15 protein-coding genes are annotated in these 16778 nt (G+C 60.1%); 8 read left to right on the top strand and 7 right to left on the bottom strand.

Features of this window, described 5'->3' with window-relative positions; all coding sequences use genetic code 11:
* Nucleotides 1-24: 24 nt before the first annotated feature.
* Both IPM39_02895 and IPM39_02890 read left to right on the top strand, forming a co-directional pair.
* Nucleotides 25-1539: an LCP family protein gene (locus tag IPM39_02895; protein MBK8985018.1), complete on the top strand. Its 1515-nt coding sequence runs from the start codon at nt 25-27 to the stop codon at nt 1537-1539.
* Between the two features lie 97 nt (nt 1540-1636).
* Nucleotides 1637-2113 carry a DinB family protein gene (locus IPM39_02890; protein MBK8985017.1) on the top strand — a complete coding sequence of 159 codons (477 nt, stop codon included), beginning with the start codon at nt 1637-1639 and terminating at the stop codon, nt 2111-2113.
* A gap of 282 nt (nt 2114-2395) precedes the next feature.
* Here IPM39_02890 and IPM39_02885 read toward each other — a convergent pair whose 3' ends face one another.
* The 3 genes from IPM39_02885 to rfbB all read right to left on the bottom strand — a co-directional run bounded on the left by IPM39_02885 (nt 2396) and on the right by rfbB (nt 6113).
* Nucleotides 2396-4291, bottom strand: a complete 1896-nt coding sequence (locus IPM39_02885) for a VanW family protein (GenBank protein MBK8985016.1) — start codon at nt 4289-4291, stop codon at nt 2396-2398.
* 134 nt (nt 4292-4425) lie between these two features.
* A complete protein-coding gene (locus IPM39_02880; protein ID MBK8985015.1) occupies nt 4426-5079 on the bottom strand; it encodes an HD domain-containing protein in 654 nt (217 codons plus the stop codon).
* Between the two features lie 5 nt (nt 5080-5084).
* Nucleotides 5085-6113, bottom strand: coding sequence for a dTDP-glucose 4,6-dehydratase (gene rfbB, locus IPM39_02875; GenBank protein MBK8985014.1), 1029 nt, complete (start codon nt 6111-6113; stop codon nt 5085-5087).
* Between the two features lie 380 nt (nt 6114-6493).
* Between rfbB and IPM39_02870 the strand changes: the two genes are divergently transcribed.
* The 3 genes from IPM39_02870 to IPM39_02860 all read left to right on the top strand — a co-directional run bounded on the left by IPM39_02870 (nt 6494) and on the right by IPM39_02860 (nt 9424).
* The gene (locus IPM39_02870) at nt 6494-7639 is read left to right on the top strand and encodes a zinc ABC transporter substrate-binding protein (GenBank protein ID MBK8985013.1); all 1146 of its coding nucleotides are present in this window, start codon (nt 6494-6496) and stop codon (nt 7637-7639) included.
* Nucleotides 7640-7657: 18 nt separating this feature from the next.
* Nucleotides 7658-8509 (top strand): metal ABC transporter ATP-binding protein, encoded by an 852-nt coding sequence (locus IPM39_02865; protein MBK8985012.1) that lies wholly within the window; start codon nt 7658-7660, stop codon nt 8507-8509.
* Between the two features lie 84 nt (nt 8510-8593).
* Entirely contained in the window at nt 8594-9424 is an 831-nt protein-coding gene (locus IPM39_02860; GenBank protein MBK8985011.1) for a metal ABC transporter permease, read from the top strand.
* 63 nt (nt 9425-9487) lie between these two features.
* Here IPM39_02860 and IPM39_02855 read toward each other — a convergent pair whose 3' ends face one another.
* The gene (locus tag IPM39_02855; protein MBK8985010.1) at nt 9488-10255 is read right to left on the bottom strand and encodes a methyltransferase domain-containing protein; all 768 of its coding nucleotides are present in this window, start codon (nt 10253-10255) and stop codon (nt 9488-9490) included.
* A gap of 169 nt (nt 10256-10424) precedes the next feature.
* Between IPM39_02855 and IPM39_02850 the strand changes: the two genes are divergently transcribed.
* From IPM39_02850 to IPM39_02840, 3 genes are all read left to right on the top strand, one after another.
* On the top strand, nt 10425-11696 hold the full coding sequence (locus IPM39_02850; protein MBK8985009.1) for an FAD-binding oxidoreductase: 1272 nt from the start codon (nt 10425-10427) through the stop codon (nt 11694-11696).
* On the top strand, nt 11689-12264 hold the full coding sequence (locus IPM39_02845; protein ID MBK8985008.1) for a hypothetical protein: 576 nt from the start codon (nt 11689-11691) through the stop codon (nt 12262-12264). The genes IPM39_02850 and IPM39_02845 overlap by 8 nt, the downstream gene beginning before the upstream one ends.
* Nucleotides 12265-12356: 92 nt before the next feature.
* Nucleotides 12357-13490 (top strand): hypothetical protein, encoded by a 1134-nt coding sequence (locus tag IPM39_02840; protein MBK8985007.1) that lies wholly within the window; start codon nt 12357-12359, stop codon nt 13488-13490.
* A gap of 58 nt (nt 13491-13548) precedes the next feature.
* On the opposite strand, the gene IPM39_02835 is transcribed toward IPM39_02840, so the two are convergent.
* The 3 genes from IPM39_02835 to IPM39_02825 all read right to left on the bottom strand — a co-directional run bounded on the left by IPM39_02835 (nt 13549) and on the right by IPM39_02825 (nt 16777).
* Nucleotides 13549-14472: an ADP-ribosylglycohydrolase family protein gene (locus IPM39_02835; GenBank protein MBK8985006.1), complete on the bottom strand. Its 924-nt coding sequence runs from the start codon at nt 14470-14472 to the stop codon at nt 13549-13551.
* A gap of 62 nt (nt 14473-14534) precedes the next feature.
* Nucleotides 14535-15284, bottom strand: a complete 750-nt coding sequence (rlmB, locus tag IPM39_02830) for a 23S rRNA (guanosine(2251)-2'-O)-methyltransferase RlmB (GenBank protein MBK8985005.1) — start codon at nt 15282-15284, stop codon at nt 14535-14537.
* A 50-nt stretch (nt 15285-15334) separates the two neighbouring features.
* Entirely contained in the window at nt 15335-16777 is a 1443-nt protein-coding gene (locus IPM39_02825) for a cysteine--tRNA ligase (protein MBK8985004.1), read from the bottom strand.
* Between the last annotated feature and the right edge of the window lies 1 nt (nt 16778).

Genomic DNA, 16778 nt, shown 5'->3' with positions numbered 1-16778 from the left:
TGTTCTGGGCTAGAATAGGTGGCGATGAACCGCCTTTCTACCCACCCCATCTATTGGCTGGCGCTGCTGACGGCCGTTGTTCTGCTTATCGGCTGTCGCCCGGCGACGGCCATTGTCTTGCCGACGACTGCGGCGACGGCCGTCGCCGCCATTAGCGCCACATCCACCGAGACAATGCTTACCCCACTGCCCGCCACCCGCTACCTGCCGCCCACCCTGACGCCTATCCAACCAACCATCCAACCAACGAACAAACCAACCAGCCAGGCAACCCTACCACCGACCTTCACTCCCCAACCCACCTTCACGCCGCGGCCGACGCTGCGGCCGTATGCGACACTGGCAGCCACCCCACCAACGGCCGTGCCCAGCCCCATGCCCCCCTTTCCCAAGAACAGCGCCATCACCAATATCGTCCTGGTGGGCAACGACGTGGCCGAAGCGCAAGGCGGCCGCACCGACAGCATCATCCTGGTCTCTATCAACCGCGAGGCCAAAACAGCCACCATGCTGTCCATCCCCCGCGACCTCTACGTCTTTATTCCCGGCTGGCGCATGACCAAAATCAACCTGGCGCTGCCCCACGGCCACGGCTACGGCGTGGATTATCCCGGCGCGGGCGGCGGTTTGTTGAAGGATACCATCGAGTATAACCTGGGCATTCCGGTGGATTATTATGCCCGCATTGGCTTTGATGGCTTTAAGAGCGCTGTAGACCTGGTGGGCGGCGCGGAGGTGGTGGTGACGTGCACCCTGCGTGACTGGCGGCTTATCTCGCCGGAATTGGACCAGACGGTGGAGGAAAATTGGGAGATGTTTACCCTGGAGCCGGGGGTGCATGAGATGGATGGCGACCTGGCCCTGTGGTATGCCCGCTCGCGCCGCACAACCAATGATTTTGAGCGCGGCCGACGGCAGCAGCAGGTGCTGCGCGCGATTTTAGATCGCGGCCTGGAGCGTAACCTCATCGGCGACATTCCCGACCTGTGGCGCATTTACCGGCAGGCGGTGGAAACGGACCTGACGCTGCCGGTGGTTTTGGAGTTAGCAGCGCTGGCCCCGGCGGTGCGCGCCAACGGCATCCAACATCTGGCGCTTGCCGGGGACGCGGTGCGCTCCTGGCAAGAACCGGGCACGGGTTGGTCTACCCAACTGCTGCGGCCGGAAACGGCCGTGCCCATCCTCAGCCGTGTCATGCAGCCGCCCGCCCTTAACCGCGCCACCCGCCCGCCCATCACCGTGGAAATCGTCGCCGCCGACGAGCAGTTATACCGCTTGATGGCTGAAAACCTGGCCTGGGTTGGTTTTGTGCCGCGTTATGCTCCGGCCGATGAAACCCCGGCGCGCACGCGCATTGAGTATTACGGCCCCAACTTCAAAGGGTCGTCCAGCGATTTGTTAAGCTGGCTGTTCCGGCAGACGACGGCCGTTGTGAACCTGCTGCCCAACCCAAACAGCGACGTCGCTTACCGTGTCTACCTGGGAGCCGACGCCAACCCATGTTTGCCCTCTTTCACCGCCCCGGCGGGGGAGGAGTGATGGTCTTTTAAAGAGAGCGAGAGCGAGAGCGAGAGGAAGAATTCGGGCAATACTCTAGCTCTCGCTCTAGCTCTAGCTATTTTCAAGGGAGATACCGATGAATAATTCCAGAGCAGAGTTGTATGGCAAATTAGAAGCCAGCCGGCAGGCATTGTTGGCGGTGGTGGCCGGGTTGGGGGAAGCAGACTGGGAAACGGCCGTGTTCGCCGAAGATGCTTCCTGGCACGTGCTGGACCTGCTGCGTCACCTGACCGACGCCGAAAACAGCATGATCGCCCTCATGTCCCGCATCCGCGATGGCGGCGAGGGCGTGCCCGAAGATTTCGACCTGGACCGTTGGAACGCCGTCCGGCTCAGGAAAAGTCAAGCCAAAACGCCACCAGACCTTGTCGCCGACTTGCGGCAGAATCGGGCCAATCTGTTGGCGTTTATGGCGGCGTTAACAGAAGAGGATTGGGCCAAAAAGGGGCGGCACGGCAGCGGCCGCATTATGAGCATCGAAGAAATCTGCCACATCATTGCCGACCACGAACGTCTGCATACCCGAGACATTCAGGCCGCGCTGGCGCTGTAGATGCACGGATCTGGCGGATTAGTTGGATTGTCATCGACAATTGTCAATGACATTGGTTAGTCAGAACCTACGTCTTTTGCCATACAACGCTGGCAAAAGAAGACGTCATTCTGACGAGTCTTCGAGGAAGAATCCCGTTACCGCTAACAGATAGGGATTCTTCGCTCCGCAGACTCCGCTCAGAATGACAATGTGGCATGTTGTCTTCAGCTTGACAACTTTGACTAACCTCTGACCATTGGGAAAACCGGTGTGAATCCGCCCGATCCATGTGAGCCGTAACTACCGCCGGTCTTCTTTGGGCAGCACGGAATAGTCGTAAGGCTGCACGCCGGGGCCGTAATGATAGGTGTTGGGGTAGGGGATATAGCGGCTGATGAAGGTGCGTTCTTCAATCACGTCACCGCTGGCGTTTTTGACGATGCGTGTCACAAATACGTTTGCGCCTTCGGTGGCCCAATCAATTTGTTTGGCCGTGCCTTCCGGTAAATCGGGGTCAAACTCCCAGCGATCCTGGTCGGTTCCCGGCACTTCGGTGACGTCCTCAAAAATCGGTCCCACTTTTTCGATGGTGCGCCCCATGCTGGTGGAATAAAACTTAAAAGTCAAGGCCTCGTTTTCGGCGCTGTAATAATTTTCCAGCAGCAAGTGGTACGGAGTGTTGTTGATGAATTTCAGGTCCACAATAGGCGTGTAAATGGTCGCGTCCATGCCTGGCCCCTCGCCGTCGTTATAATAGCTCAGCCAGTAACCATGTTCCAGGCGGCTGGTGATGGGGAAACCGGCCCAAAACGCTGTCTGGTAGATGGTGGTGCTAACCTGGCAAATGCCACCGCCAATCCCTTTGATGGTTTGCCCGCCGACGATGATTAGCCCTTCGGAGTAACCATCCGTTTCGCTGATGCTGCCCAGATAATTGTTGAAGGAAAATTCTTCGTAAGGGGCGATGACGATGCCGTAGAAGTTGGCGGCGGCGCGGGCGATGTTGTGTTTACGTTCGTCGGAGGAGCCGTAGAACCAGGTGACTTTTTCGCTGACCAGTTCGGTGATGCCCAATTCGGCGGCGGTGGCGTTGGAGTGGACCAACGGTTCGATGGCTTTGACCATGAGGGGGACGGAACGATTGGGGGTGTTTACCTGAGCCAGGAAATGTTCCATGGTGGCGTCTATATCTAGTTCACGGCCGTTTACATGCGGCGCAACCAGCACCAATTCTTTGGTGTCGTCGTCGAAGTAGTAGCGGGCGTTAACCGGCGCGCGGTACAGTTGGTTGGCATACTGGTACAACCAGTAGCGCACCGCGTTTTCGTCTACCACCAGTTGTGGCTGCTGCGCGCCATCGGCGGCCAGGGCCATTTCCACGCGCACCCACTGCGCCAGTTGGTCCGAGGAAAGCTCTATCGCCCCCAGGTCTACGTCTACCAACGGCTGGGGCAGGTAAAAGGTGATGGGGTTGTACAGGGCTTGTTGGATTTGCACGGCCGTTTCCCCCGTATCGGCCACTTGTGGCTGTGTCGCCACAATGGGCAGCGTCACCGCCACCGGCCGGAAGGTGGTCAGCGGCTCGACCAGACTGCTGCGCACCAGGGCCACATCCACCTGACGGCCCGCCTGGCTGGGCACATAGGTGGTGCGGCTGCCATCATAGGTAAAGGCGGCATTGACCGCCGGTTGGTTGATTTCGACGGCGATGTCGGTCAGCGATTGTTCAAGCTGGCCCTCGTCTAAGATGATGGTGGGGGCCAGGGAACGGCCGTAATACCAGGCCGTAAACGTCTCGCCCAAGCGCGCCAAAGGGCCGCCGTGCCGCCCAATGGCATACGCCTCGGCGGCCATATCGGCGGCGTTCACCGACACACCCAACGCCGTGGGCGATTTGGTCCACGTCTGGTTGCTGATTGGATCGGTAAACGTGATGTTCTCGGCCTGGGCATACGGCAGAGCCTGAGCCAACGCGGCCTGGGCTTCCTCAAGCGTCATCTGGCTGAGGTCTACGCCCATCACCGAGACGCCGGTGTAGATGCGGTTGTGGTGTTGGCTCTGGTAGGCGGCAACGTTGACAGCCAGCACCAGTGTGGCAATGACCAGGGCCGTCAGCGGCGCTATCAGAAAGTAGGTGAGATTGCGGGTAAATCGGCCGTTACTCGGTGACGGCCGTTCTGGTAAAGCAACTTGCATAATTCCCTCATAAGACCTGACAGGTTTTGGAAACCCATCCGGTCGGGATTATAACACGCGCGGCAAGGGTGACGGCCGTTCTTAATTAGAAACTCAGGCAAGCGTAGAGATACCGTTGGGGAGGTTTGGGTGTGCTAGCCGCCAATTTCGGCGGCCAACTGCGCCAAAAACGTCTGCATAAAAGCGGCGCGGCGCTCCGCTTCGGCGCGGCCGGCGGCCGTTTGCATCGTACCGGGCAGCTTAAAGAGCTTTGTGTAGAAGTGGTCCAGAGTGGCTGTGGCGTCGTCGGGCGGGCGTTGGCGGCAGAAGGGATCGGCTTCGTCGTACAACGGGCGGGCCAACGCGCCGCCGACCATGAACGCGCGGGCCATGCCGATGGCCCCCAGCGCGTCCAACCGGTCGGCGTCTTGCACCACTTTGGCCTCAATTGTCTGCGGTGGGATGGCGGCGGAAAAGCTGTGGGCGACGATGGCGTGGGCGATGGCCTCCAGGTGTTGAGCGGGGTATTGGCTGGCGCGGAGGAACGTGACGGCCGTTTCCGCCGCCCATCGGGACGCCTGCGACCGCTGTGGTGAATTTTTGGGCACAATCACACAGTCGTGCAGCCAGGCGGCCGGCCCGACGACGGCCATGTCTGCCCCTTCGCTGGCCGCCAGTCGGGTGGCCGCAGCCACCACCCGGCGCACATGGGCCAGGTCGTGGGCGGCGTCGGTCGCGCCGCCCAGAGTCATCTGTTGTTGCAGAAAAGCCAGGAAACGCGGCTCCCATTGAAGTGGCTGCCAGGACATGCCGGTCATGCCTGGGTAGCCCGCAGGCGTTCGCCGTATTGGGCTTCGTAATATTGGCGGAACTCGCCGCTTTTGATTTTGCGCCACCACCATTCGTTGTCGCGGTACCAGACGGCCGTTTTGCGGATAGCGTCGGCGGCGCTGTGACGCGGTTCCCAACCCAACGCCCTGATCTTGTTAATGTTCAGGCTGTAACGTCGGTCGTGGCCCGGCCGGTCGGCTACGTGGCGAATCAGGTCGTGGGGGCGGTCCAGCGTTTCCAGCAAAATCTCCACCATCGTCACGTTTTCCATCTCCACGCCGGTGCCGATGTTGTACGCCTGGCCCAATTCGCCTTTGTGCAGCACCAGGTCGATGGCTTCGCAGTGGTCGACCACGTATTGGTATTCGCGCATCTGACGGCCGTCGCCATACAGCGGCAGCGGCAGCCCATCGAGGGCATTGGTGGCGAACAGCGGCACCACCTTCTCCGGGTACTGGAACGGCCCAATGTTGTTGGAGCCGCGCGTCATTGTTACCGGCAGGCCGTAGGTGATGAAATAGGCGTTCACCAGCAAGTCGCCGCCGGCTTTGCTGGCGGCATAAGGGCTGCGCGGGTCCAGTTTGTCCGTTTCTACGCTGGAATAACCGGCCGGGATGTGGCCGTATACCTCATCGGTGGAAATTTGATGATACCGCTCCAGGCCAAACTGCTTGGCCGCTTCCAGCAGCACGTAAGTGCCATACACGCCCGTCTGAATAAAAGCGTCTGGCGACATGATGGAGCGGTCCACGTGGGTTTCGGCGGCAAAATTGACGATGGTGTCAATGTTGTAACGGGTGATGGTTTCGGCCACCGTCAGCGGGTCGCAAATGTCCCCTTTGACAAAGTGATAGCGCGGATCGTCGGAAACTTCCAGCAGGTTGTCCAAATTCCCGGCATAGGTCAGTTTGTCGTATACGATGATGTTGTACTCTGGATAGGTCGCCAACATATGGATGACGAAATTGGAACCAATGAAACCGGCCCCGCCGGTGACTAAGATATTTTTCACGCGAAAACCCCTTTTTTGGATGATTTTGGTAACTGCCAGGCAGTTGGTTAGTTTGATGGTTGGTTTATTTTAGAGCCAACCAAACAACTTGCGCCGCACCTGCTTAGGGTTCATATGTTTTTAACCTGGTGAGATTGGACCAATCTCCAAGATTGGTCCAATCTGGAAACTCCAAAGTTAATTGCAAACGAACCCTTAGATATTCTGGCTGATTTTAGGCTGAGTAACTTGCATTTTAACCTACGGGCCAACAATGACTCTGGTACGTTACGGCCGTTTCCCCATCTTGCCGTGATTTTAACAAAAACTTGACAGTCAACGGCCGTGCGTTATCATTGTGTTGATATTTAGTATCATTAATGACATGAGGAGACAATTTTATGCCTGAGTTTTATCTGCCCCGGCGGGCAATTATACTGTGGATCAGCACGATACTGTTGGCGGTATTGGTGGGTTGTGGCCAGACGGCTGCCGAGCCACAAGCGGCGGCAACGGCCGTGCAAGCCAACCAGGAAAGCGAAGCCGGCTTGACGATGTTGGTTTTGCCGGAGTTAACGGCCGTCGCCCTGGACGGCCGTCCCCTACGTGTTGTCGCCACTACCAGCATCATCGGCGACGTGGTCGGCCAGATTGGCGGCGAGGCCATTGAATTAACCACTCTGATGGGACCCGGCCAGGACCCACACAGCTACGAGCCATCAGCCAGCGATTTCACCCAAGTGGCCCAGGCCGATGTTATTCTGGTCAATGGCTGGGATTTAGAAGAAGCCCTCTTGCAAAATCTGGCAACTATCAGCGAGAATGCTCCGATTGTGCCTGTTTCGGCCGGAATTGCGCCACGGCCGTTTGGCGGCGAAGACCACGCCGACGAGGCGGACCACGCCGACGAAGCGGACCACGCCGACGAAGCGGACCACGCTGGCGAAGCGGACCACGCCGACGAGGCGGACCACGCCGACGAAGCCGAAGCTGACCATCACCACAGCGGCGCGGACCCCCACACCTGGCTGTCGGCGCCCAATGTGGCCCAATGGACGCGCAATATCGCCCAGGTTTTAAGCCAACTAGACCCCAATCAGGCCGCAGTGTACGCCGCCAACGCGGAAAACTATCTGGCCGAATTAGACCAACTACAAACCGACGCCATCGCGCAGCTGGCGGCCATCCCGGCCGAAAAACGAGCTTTAGTGACCAACCACGAGGCATTTGGCTATTTCGCCGACGCCTATGGCTTTGAAATGCTGGGAACGGTTATCCCGGCCATCAGCACTCTGGCCGAACCCTCCGCCAGCGATCTATCGAACCTGATTGCTGTGATGAACGAACACAACATCTGCACCATCTTCGCCGAAACGACAGCCAACGACAAACTGGCCCAAACCGTCGCCGCCGAGCTAAAAAACTGTGATACAGTCAAAGTCATGACGCTGTATACTGGCTCGATTGGTCCGGCTGGCAGTGGCGCAGACAGCTTCATCGGCATGTTCCGCGCCAACGTCGCGACAATCGTCGCCGGTCTGCAATAAGCGTGGTATAAACCGAATATGGCTGAATTAGTCCGACAAATGACCCATCGTGGCGTGGCCCACGAGCAAGACAAACCGACCCTGGAAATGAAGGGCGTCACGGTGGCCTATGCGGCCGGCGTCAATGGCGTCACGACGCAGCGCGGCGTGGATTACGCCCTGGAAAACGTTTCATTCCGGGTGGAAGCCGGTGAGCGCATTGCCGTGGTGGGTCCAAATGGCGCCGGCAAAAGCACACTGTTTAAGCTGATTGTGGGAACCTTGAAGCCCGGTCAGGGCGAGGTAAACATCTTTGGGCATGGGCCGGATGGTCATATTTGCATCGCCTACGTGCCCCAACGCAGCCAGATTGATTGGTCTTTCCCGGTGACGGTGGAAGACGTGGTGATGATGGGGCGGGTGGGGCAAATTGGCTTCTTCCGCTGGCCGCGCCGCCAGGATTGGGCGGTGGCACGGCGCAGTCTGGAGCGGGTGGGGGCCACCCATCTGGCCCATAAGCAGATTGGCGAATTGTCTGGCGGGCAGCAGCAGCGGGTGTTCATTGCCCGCGCGCTGGCGCAAGAGGCAGAACTGCTGCTGTTGGACGAGCCGCTGACTGGCCTGGATTCGCCCAGCCAGGAAGCGATCTTTGAGATTTTAGACGGGCTGCGGCCTGACGGGGTGACGGTGCTGGTGGCGACCCATGATCTGAATCTGGCGGCCGAGCGGTTTGACCGGGTGATGCTGTTGAACCGGCGGATTGTGGCGTTGGGCAGGGCAACGGCCGTTCTCACCACCGATCACCTCCTGGCAGCCTATGGCGGCCACATGACCGTCCTCAACGACGGCGACCTGCTCCTGGCCGACACCTGCTGCGATCATGACGGATAGTTGATAGTTGATAGTTGATAGCAAAGCAACTCCCAACCAACAACTCCCAACTCCCAACCAACAACTCCCAACTCCCAACTTCTTATGAACTGGCTCCTCGAACCCCTACAATTTAGTTTTATCGTCCGCGCCCTGGTGGCTGCGGTTATCGTCGGCGTGGTTTGCTCGGTGCTGGGCACATATGTGGTGCTGCGTGGCATGGCCTTTTTTGGCGATGCGCTGGCGCATACCATTTTGCCCGGCGTGGTCATCGCCTTTTTGCTGGGCTGGCCGCTGGCGGTTGGCGCGCTGATTTTTGGCGTGTTGACAGCTTTGGGCATTGGCGCTTTGACGGATCGCGGCCTGCTAAAAGAGGATACGGCCATCGGCGTGGTGTTTGCCGGGCTTTTTGCTCTGGGCGTGGCCTTGTTGTCGGCGTCGGGTAATTACACCCTGGACCTGGCGCACTTTTTGTTTGGCAATTTGCTGGGGGTGACGGTGGCGGATTTGTGGACAACGGCCGTTCTCGGGGCCATCGTCTTGCTGACAATCTTCCTGTTCTATAAAGAATTTCTGGTCATCTCCTTCGATACAATTTTGGCCGTCACCTTACGCCTGCCGACGAACTTTTTGCGTTACCTGCTGCTCATCCTGATTGCCGTGACCATTGTCGTGGCGTTGCAGGTGGTGGGCATCGCCCTGATGCTGGCGATGTTTGTCACCCCGGCGGCGGCGGCTTCGCTGCTCACCCGGCGACTGCCGACGATGATGGGCGTATCGGCGTTCATCGGCGCGTTTTCTGGCGTGGCTGGTTTGTATGCCTCGTATTATCTGAACATCGCCTCTGGCCCGGCCGTGGTGCTGGTGGCGACCTTCATCTTTATCCTCGTGTTTCTCTTCGCCCCCCAGCGCGGTGTGCTGCGCCACGCCGGGTAACGGAACAGCCCGATCCTGTTTGCGTTGGTGACGAAGGGTCCGTCAGGCGTCATGACAGACGCTTCACGCCTGCTCGGCCACAATCAGCAGTCGCTCGCTCTCTTCGTTGAACGGCTCGCCATTGTAGCCGCCTGTCAGGCTGCGCAGGCGAAAACCGGCTTCGCGCAGCAGCAGTTCTAGCTGGTGGGGATAGAGGTAATGGTAAGTGGCCTGGGCGATGGTACGGTGGACGGGGCCGCCGTCGGGCGGCGAGGCATCGTAAATCCAGGTGATGTGCAGCGTTTGCGCGCCATCGTCCAACCGGTTGGCGGCCAGTTGCAGCACGGTGTACCCGTTGGCTGGGTCGGTGAAGACGGCTTCCAGGCTCAGTGTGGCGTCGTTGGGCGTGTTGGCGACGGCCAGGGGGTTGATGAGGTCTATGAAGAGACGGCCGTTTGCCCCCAACACCGGCCGTATCCCCCGCAGCGCCGCCGCCGCCTGGTCAGAATCCAGGTGCAGCAGGGTGTTGTACGGGATGATGACCAGGGCAAAGCGGGTCTGGTGGGGTAGGGACAGGGCGGTCATGTCGCCGGGGATGAGGCTGAGGCGCTGCTGAACGGCCGTATCCTCGCCGGCAAACCTGACCCGCGCCCGGTCCAACATCGCCGCAGAATTGTCTACGCCAGTGACGCGGAACCCGGCCCGCGCCAGCGGCCGCAGCAGCCGTCCGCTGCCGCAGCCCAATTCCAATACTGGCCCGCCGCCTTCTTGCGCCAGCGCCAGTATAAAAGCGACATCTTCGGTCAATTGATCATGGGTTAAATCGTAGTAATGGGCAATTTTGTCGTACATGTCTCGTGATATTTGTTGAGCCTGTTTATCCCACCGGAGTGTAACAAAAATAACGGTAGAGTGAAACAACCGTAAAAAAAGAGGACGGCCGTCACAATTGGCCGATTGTCGTGTTACCATAAAGACTGATAAGCCTGCTAACAATACGGCCGTTCACGGAGACAGCATCATGCACAACCGGTCCAACTCCCATATTTTTGATTACATCGTCATCGGCAAAGGGCTGATGGGCGCGGCGGCGGTGCGCTACCTCAGCCAGCTTACCCCCAACGTGGCTGTCGTCGGTCCCGACGAACCAGCCGAGTGGGCCAACTATCCAGGCGATTGGGCCAGCCCTCCTGGCGTCTTCGCCAGCCCTCCTGGCGTCTTCGCCAGCCCTCCTGGCGTCTTCGCCAGCCATTATGACCAGGGGCGCATCACCCGCCGCCTGAGCGATGACGCCGTCTGGTCGGCGCTGGCGCAGCGGGCCATTGGGCAGTATGCCTACCTGGAAAAAGCCAGCGGCCTATCGTTTTACTGGCCGGTAGGCGGGCTGTATGTCGCGCCGCACGGGTCCGACGCGGCCTACCTGACGGCCGTAGCCGCCATCGGCCAACGCTTTAGCCTGGATTTCACCCTCTATGCCACGCCAGCGGAATTAAAACAGGCGGATGCGCGGCTGCACTTTCCGACCCATTGTCATGGATTGTTGGAGCCGCCGCCGGCCGGTTACATTAACCCACGCGGGCTGCTGCGGGCGCAGTTGACCATCGCCGCACAGCAGGGGGCGCGGGTGGTGGCCGAGACGGTGACGGCCGTTACCCACCATCCCCACGCCGTCGCCATCACCACCGACGTTGGGCGCGTGCTGTGGGCGCATAAAGTACTCATTGCCGCCGGGGCTTTTGCCAACTGCTACGATCTGCTGCCGCAAAAGCTGGACTTGCGCGTGAAAAGCGAGACGATTTTGCTGGCGCGGCTGCCGGAAGCGGAGGCGGCGCGGCTGCGTGGCCTGCCCACAGTGCTGTACCAGATTGAATCGCCGCACCTGGACGGCATTTATTTGCTGCCGCCCATTGAATACCCAGACGGCCGTATCTACCTGAAAATGGGCTGTAACACAGCCGCCGACCGCTGGCTGCCCGATCTGGAGGCGATGCGCGACTGGATGATTGGCGGCGACAGCGACGTGATGCTGGAACCGATGCGCGCCGCGCTGCAAAGCATGATCCCTGGCCTGGAAGCCGAGGCATACCACACGCACCGCTGCCTGGTGGCCTATACCGCGCATGGCAAGCCCTACGTGGACCAGTTGACGGAGCGCGTCTACGTGGCGACGGGCGGTAATGGAACCTCGGCCAAATGCTCAGACACATTGGGCTGGCTGGCGGCCAATCTGATGCAAACCGGCGGCTGGTCGCTGACGTTTGACCGGGCGCTGTTTGAGGCGCGTTTTGCCTGAGCGGCGGCGCGCGCTGCCCTGGTTGGTGCTGGGGCTGTTGGCCGCCCTGTCCCTGGGCGTGGCCCTGGTCAGCGCTGGGTTGTTTGACCCGGCCCTGAATGGCACGGCCGTGCGGCAGCGGCCGTTAACTCCCTCCATCCTCCTTCCCGAAAACCAATCACTTGGCTGGCTAGACGAACCTTTACTGGCGGCGAACTACACGCTGTGGTTAACGGCCGTCCATCAATCCGGTGAGCCGGATGTGGGTTATGGCCTGATTGTTGGCGATGAACAGGCCGCCTTGACGGTGTTGGTCTCGCCGTTGGGGTATGTGACGGTGCGGCTGGGAGAAACGGCCGTATTGCCCTGGCAGCCCTGGCCCCACGTTCATGCTGGCGCGGAACCCAACGAAATCTGGCTGAACGTGGGCGGGGTGGAAGGCAGCGGCCGTGCGGCCGTGCGCATCAACCGGGAGCTGTTATGGGCCGGTGAGGTTGGCGAGTTGGTTGGGCAGGTGGGGTTGGTAGGGGAGAACTATGGCCGGGAAACGGCCGTGGTCGCCTTTCCCCAGTTGACGATTAGAGAGTAACCAGCCTGGACCTGGCGGCCGTTCACTGTTTGGGCTGCGCCGCGGAGTTGATTACAATTGGCGGCTAAACCTGACAAAACGAGGATGGCGTGATGAAACAACGATGGTGGGTCTGGTTGTGTTGTTTAGGGCTTGGGGTGTGGTTGATAGGTTGTGCCGCGGCCGAAGCAACGCCGACGCCTTTGCCCTGCGACGATGCCGGGCAAACGGCCGTCACCCTGACCCTCCTGGACGATAAAAACCGCCCCCTGGACCGGGTGCAGGTGAGCTACCGCGTGAACGGCGGCCCCTGGCAGGAACTGCCAGAGCGGGTCAACGGCCGGGCGCAAATTCCCGGCGGCGGCGGCGGTTACGACATTCGCGCCGCCAAACCGGGGTATGAAACGGGGCAAGCGGCCGTCATCGTGCCGGCCGCCATCCCGACCACCTGTCAGGTCACCAGCCAGCGCGTCAGCCTGCAACTGGCGACGGCCGTTTGCCCCACCACGCCCGACCCGCTGACCGTGCAAGTCATCGAGCCAACCGGGGTGCAAAAGCTGGTCTTAACGGCCGTTATGCCGGGCGGCCAACGCCAGACCCTCGCCTGCCAGCCAGACGAAGGTGGCTGCCAGCGCTTCACCCTGCCGCTAAACGCGCCCGGCGCGTACCAACTTGTTTTGGATGGGCTGCCCAGTCTTGGCGCACTATCCGTCACCGATGGCGTCATCGGCTATGCCTGGCAGCCGTATGTGGTCGAATTGGGCTACGGCCAGCAAATGCGCCGCCTGGCCGGCGAAGCGGCCAATCGGCTGAATCTGGCGCTGAACGTGGAGTCAGACGAAGTGGGCTGCCCATTGCCTGATTTACGCGGGCTGACGGCCGTCATCTCCCCCGATCTGACCACCGGTGAACCATATCCACCAGTTAGCGTCAACCACCAGGGCGGCCTGACGATGACCGACCTGGGGGCGGCCGAATGCCGGGCGCGGCCGGTGCGCACGCCGGTGGATTTTGCGATAACGGTTCCGGCGGGCACACCGCTGGCCGACGTGGCCTTGTTGTACTGGTTGGATGGGGAGTGGCAGTCTGGAGTGTGTCAGGTGACAGACGGCCGTTTGCTTTGCACCGCCGAATATCCCAACCCGCTGCTGGCGCAGCCTTACGCCGTCAAAGGCGTGGTGGGCGGCAAAGAGTACGTGGCGACACAGCTTCCCTTTGATACGCTGTGCATTTTATTTAGACCCTGAGGAATGAAAATTAAATAACATACGGAAGATTGGACAAATCTTCTGAGATTTGTCCAATCTAAACGTGTGAATTATTTAAATCACGGTGTCGGGATTGCAGCCGAAGGGCCAACTGCTCAATTTCCGCGCCCATGATCAGGCGGCTGCGCCAGGACGCGGGGATGGCGGCACGGCCGTAAAACGCCCCGGCAATTTGCCCACACACCGCCGCTGTCGTGTCGGCGTCGTCGCCCAGATTCACCGCCTGGAGAACGGCCGTTTCATAGCTGTCGGTGGTCGCAAAACACCACAACGCCGCCGCCAACGAATCCACCACGTAGCCAGACCCTTTGATTTGCGCCAGCGATTTGCCCCGATACGCGCCCTGGGCGATGGCCTGGATGTTGGGCGTTATCGGCGTATAGCCCTGGTAGGCCAAAATATCTGCCTTACTGCCGCCTTGCAAAGCCGCGTGCAGCATCCCGCCAAACAAGCAGCAGGCATCCACACATTCGGCGGCGCTGTGGGTGGTTTTAGAGCTTTCCCCGGCGTAATGGAGGACCTGCGCCTCGTCCGGCGTGTAAGCCATCACCACCGGCGCCAGCCGCATGATGGAGCCATTGCCGGCCGAATGCGGGTCGGTCGAACCGCTGTACGGGTCGCTGCTGCGCTGGTAACGCCACAAGGCAGCGGCCGTAGCATTGCCAATGTCGAAGCAGCGGCCGGTGCTGCTCATGTACCCGTGATCATGCCAGTCGCAGTAGCGCTTCATCTGGTCGGCGGCGTCGAACCCGCCGGTTTCCACCAGACTGTAACCCAGACAGAGAGCCATTGAGGTATCATCGGTCCAGGCCCCAACCGGCAGGCCAAATGGCCCGCCGCCAACCATGTCTGTGACCGGGGGGAAGGAGCCGCGCGGCTTAAATTCCACCGTCGTACCGACGGCGTCGCCGCAGGCCAACCCCAGCAGGCAGCCGGCAAATCGTTCTTCGGCGGTCGTCATCGTCATGATGCTGCCTCCTTCAAGCGAGAGCGAGACATCTCTCTTCCCTCTCGCTCTAAACTCTAGCTGCCTTCGTAGCCGCGGGCGGCCCAGGCGGCGTAGAGGGCGATGGAACCGGCCACGGCCGCGTTGAGCGAAGCCACGTGGCCGCGCATGGGAAGCTGCAAAATAATGTCGCACGTTTCGCCGACCAGGCGGCGTAAGCCCTGACCTTCGTGGCCGACCACCAGGCCAATTGGCAGGTTCAGGTCCACGTCGCCCAGGCGTTGGGCGTCTTCGGCCAGGTCCAGACCCACCAGCCAGACCCCTTTGGCCTGTAGCTGCTTCATGGTATGGACCAGGTTGACCACCTGGGCGATGAACAGATGTTCCGTCGCGCCGACGGCGTATTCGGCTACCGCCGGGGTGATGTCTGGGGCGCGCCGGTCTTGCAAGATAATGCCATGCACGCCGCAGATTTCGGCCGTGCGCAGCAGCGCGCCGATGTTTTGTGGCCCATGTAATAAATCTAACAGCAGCAGGAAAGGCTTTTCGCCGCGTTCGGCGGCCAGGGTCAGCATCTCGTCCACGTCGGCGTAAAGGTAAGGGCCAACTTCCAGCACCACCCCCTGGTGGCTGCCATCCTGGGCAAGCTGGCTGAGTCTGGCTTTATCGGCCGTCTGGATGGGGATGCCGCGCATCTTGGCGGCGTCGTAAATGGGTTGGGTGAATTTGCGGTCCAGCCCGGTTTGCAGCCACAGCCGGACGATTTCCCGCCGACGGCCGTGCAGAGCCTCTAATACTGTGTTACGGCGGGTGAGGAGTTCGGTCATGGGGGAGAGGGAAGTGTTCAGTGTTCAGTTCTGACCACTGAACACTGAAACTATTCCAGCTTCCAAATCGTCCCATCGGCGCGGTCTTCGAGGACCACGCCCAGGTCGCGGAGTTGGTTGCGGATTTTGTCTGAGGTGGCCCAATCTTTTTGGGCACGGGCAGCGGCGCGCAGATCAATCAGCAGGCGAATGAGGCCATCTTCTCGTTCGGCGTTGGCGCTGGCTTCGGCCTGTTCCGGGACAATGCCCAACACATCGCCGCCGAGTTCGCGGTAAAGCTGGTCTATGGCGGTCAGCGTACCCTGGCTGTGTGGCCCCTGCTCGTTGAGCAAGATGTTCACCTGGCGAGTGAGTTCTTGCAGCACGGCCAGAGCGGCTGGGGCGTTGAAATCGTCGTCCATCTTTTCGATGAAACTGGCTTTGTACTCAGCCAGCATGGTGAGAATGTGGGGATTGGGGTCGCCGGAAACGGCCGTGCGCATCTGCTCCCGTGTCAATGTTACCGCCCCCCAAATACGCTGCCATCCCTTAAATGCCGCGTCCACCGCCTCATCGGAAAAATCTATGGGGCTGCCATAATGGCTGGACAGAATGAAGGCGCGGATGGCTTCGGCCCGCCAGCGGGCCAACGCTTCTTTGATGGTAAGCGTATTGCCCAGGCTCTTGGACATTTTCACCCCTTCCAGGGTTAGCGAGCCGGTGAGCAGCCAATAGCGGGCAAACGGTTCGCCATGAGCCGCTTCGCTCTGGGCGATTTCACATTCGTTGTGGGGGAAGATGTTGTCTATGCCACCGCCGTGAATATCGAAGGTGATGCCCAGGTATTTGTTGGCCATGGCCGAGCATTCTACGTGCCAGCCGGGGAAGCCCTCGCCCCAGGGGCTAGACCAGCGCAAAATGTGTTCTGGGTCGGCCTTTTTCCATAGGGCGAAGTCGGCCGGGTGGCGCTTTTCGCTGCGAATTCCTACACGCGCCCCTTCTTCCAGGTCTTCGATAATCCGGCCGCTCAGTTTGCCATATTCCGGGAAGGAGAGTACGTCGAAATAGACGGAGCCATTGACCTCGTAGGCATGGCCTTTGGCGATGAGTTCTTCGATCATGGCGATTTGTTCTGGCACGTGGCCGCTGGCGCGCGGGCTGATGTCTGGTCGGCCGACGCCGAGAGCGTCCATGTCGGCGAAGTATTCACGCATGTAGGTTTCCACCACCTGCATCGGTCCGGCGGAAAGCTGGCGCGCCTTCTTGAGGATGCGGTCTTCGCCGGTGTCTAGCATATGGCCAACGTCGGTGATGTTTTGCACATACAGCACGTCGTAACCGCTGTAGCGCAGATAGCGGGCAATCACGTCGAAGCCGACGTAGGTTTTGGCGTGGCCGATGTGGGAATAGTCGTAGACGGTCGGTCCGCAGACGTACATGTTTACTTTGCCGGGGGTGAGCGGCACAAAGTCTTCTTTTTTGCGGCTGAGAACGTTGTAGAGTTTAAGAGTCATG

Source organism: Candidatus Leptovillus gracilis (assembly GCA_016716065.1).
In the GTDB taxonomy this organism is placed as follows: Bacteria; Chloroflexota; Anaerolineae; order Promineifilales; family Promineifilaceae; genus Leptovillus; species Leptovillus gracilis.
Note: the sequence above shows the minus strand (reverse complement) of the source record. Positions and strands in the feature narration are given on the sequence as shown.

What these genes read in the sequence shown, in the direction of transcription:
- IPM39_02895 (MBK8985018.1), top strand. Translation starts at nt 25, where the DNA reads ATGAACCGCCTTTCTACCCACCCCATCTATTGGCTGGCGCTGCTGACG.
- IPM39_02890 (MBK8985017.1), top strand. Translation starts at nt 1,637, where the DNA reads ATGAATAATTCCAGAGCAGAGTTGTATGGCAAATTAGAAGCCAGCCGG.
- IPM39_02885 (MBK8985016.1), bottom strand. Translation starts at nt 4,291, where the DNA reads ATGCAAGTTGCTTTACCAGAACGGCCGTCACCGAGTAACGGCCGATTT.
- IPM39_02880 (MBK8985015.1), bottom strand. Translation starts at nt 5,079, where the DNA reads ATGTCCTGGCAGCCACTTCAATGGGAGCCGCGTTTCCTGGCTTTTCTG.
- IPM39_02870 (MBK8985013.1), top strand. Translation starts at nt 6,494, where the DNA reads ATGCCTGAGTTTTATCTGCCCCGGCGGGCAATTATACTGTGGATCAGC.
- IPM39_02865 (MBK8985012.1), top strand. Translation starts at nt 7,658, where the DNA reads ATGGCTGAATTAGTCCGACAAATGACCCATCGTGGCGTGGCCCACGAG.
- IPM39_02860 (MBK8985011.1), top strand. Translation starts at nt 8,594, where the DNA reads ATGAACTGGCTCCTCGAACCCCTACAATTTAGTTTTATCGTCCGCGCC.
- IPM39_02855 (MBK8985010.1), bottom strand. Translation starts at nt 10,255, where the DNA reads ATGTACGACAAAATTGCCCATTACTACGATTTAACCCATGATCAATTG.
- IPM39_02850 (MBK8985009.1), top strand. Translation starts at nt 10,425, where the DNA reads ATGCACAACCGGTCCAACTCCCATATTTTTGATTACATCGTCATCGGC.
- IPM39_02840 (MBK8985007.1), top strand. Translation starts at nt 12,357, where the DNA reads ATGAAACAACGATGGTGGGTCTGGTTGTGTTGTTTAGGGCTTGGGGTG.
- IPM39_02835 (MBK8985006.1), bottom strand. Translation starts at nt 14,472, where the DNA reads ATGACGACCGCCGAAGAACGATTTGCCGGCTGCCTGCTGGGGTTGGCC.
- rlmB (MBK8985005.1), bottom strand. Translation starts at nt 15,284, where the DNA reads ATGACCGAACTCCTCACCCGCCGTAACACAGTATTAGAGGCTCTGCAC.
- IPM39_02825 (MBK8985004.1), bottom strand. Translation starts at nt 16,777, where the DNA reads ATGACTCTTAAACTCTACAACGTTCTCAGCCGCAAAAAAGAAGACTTT.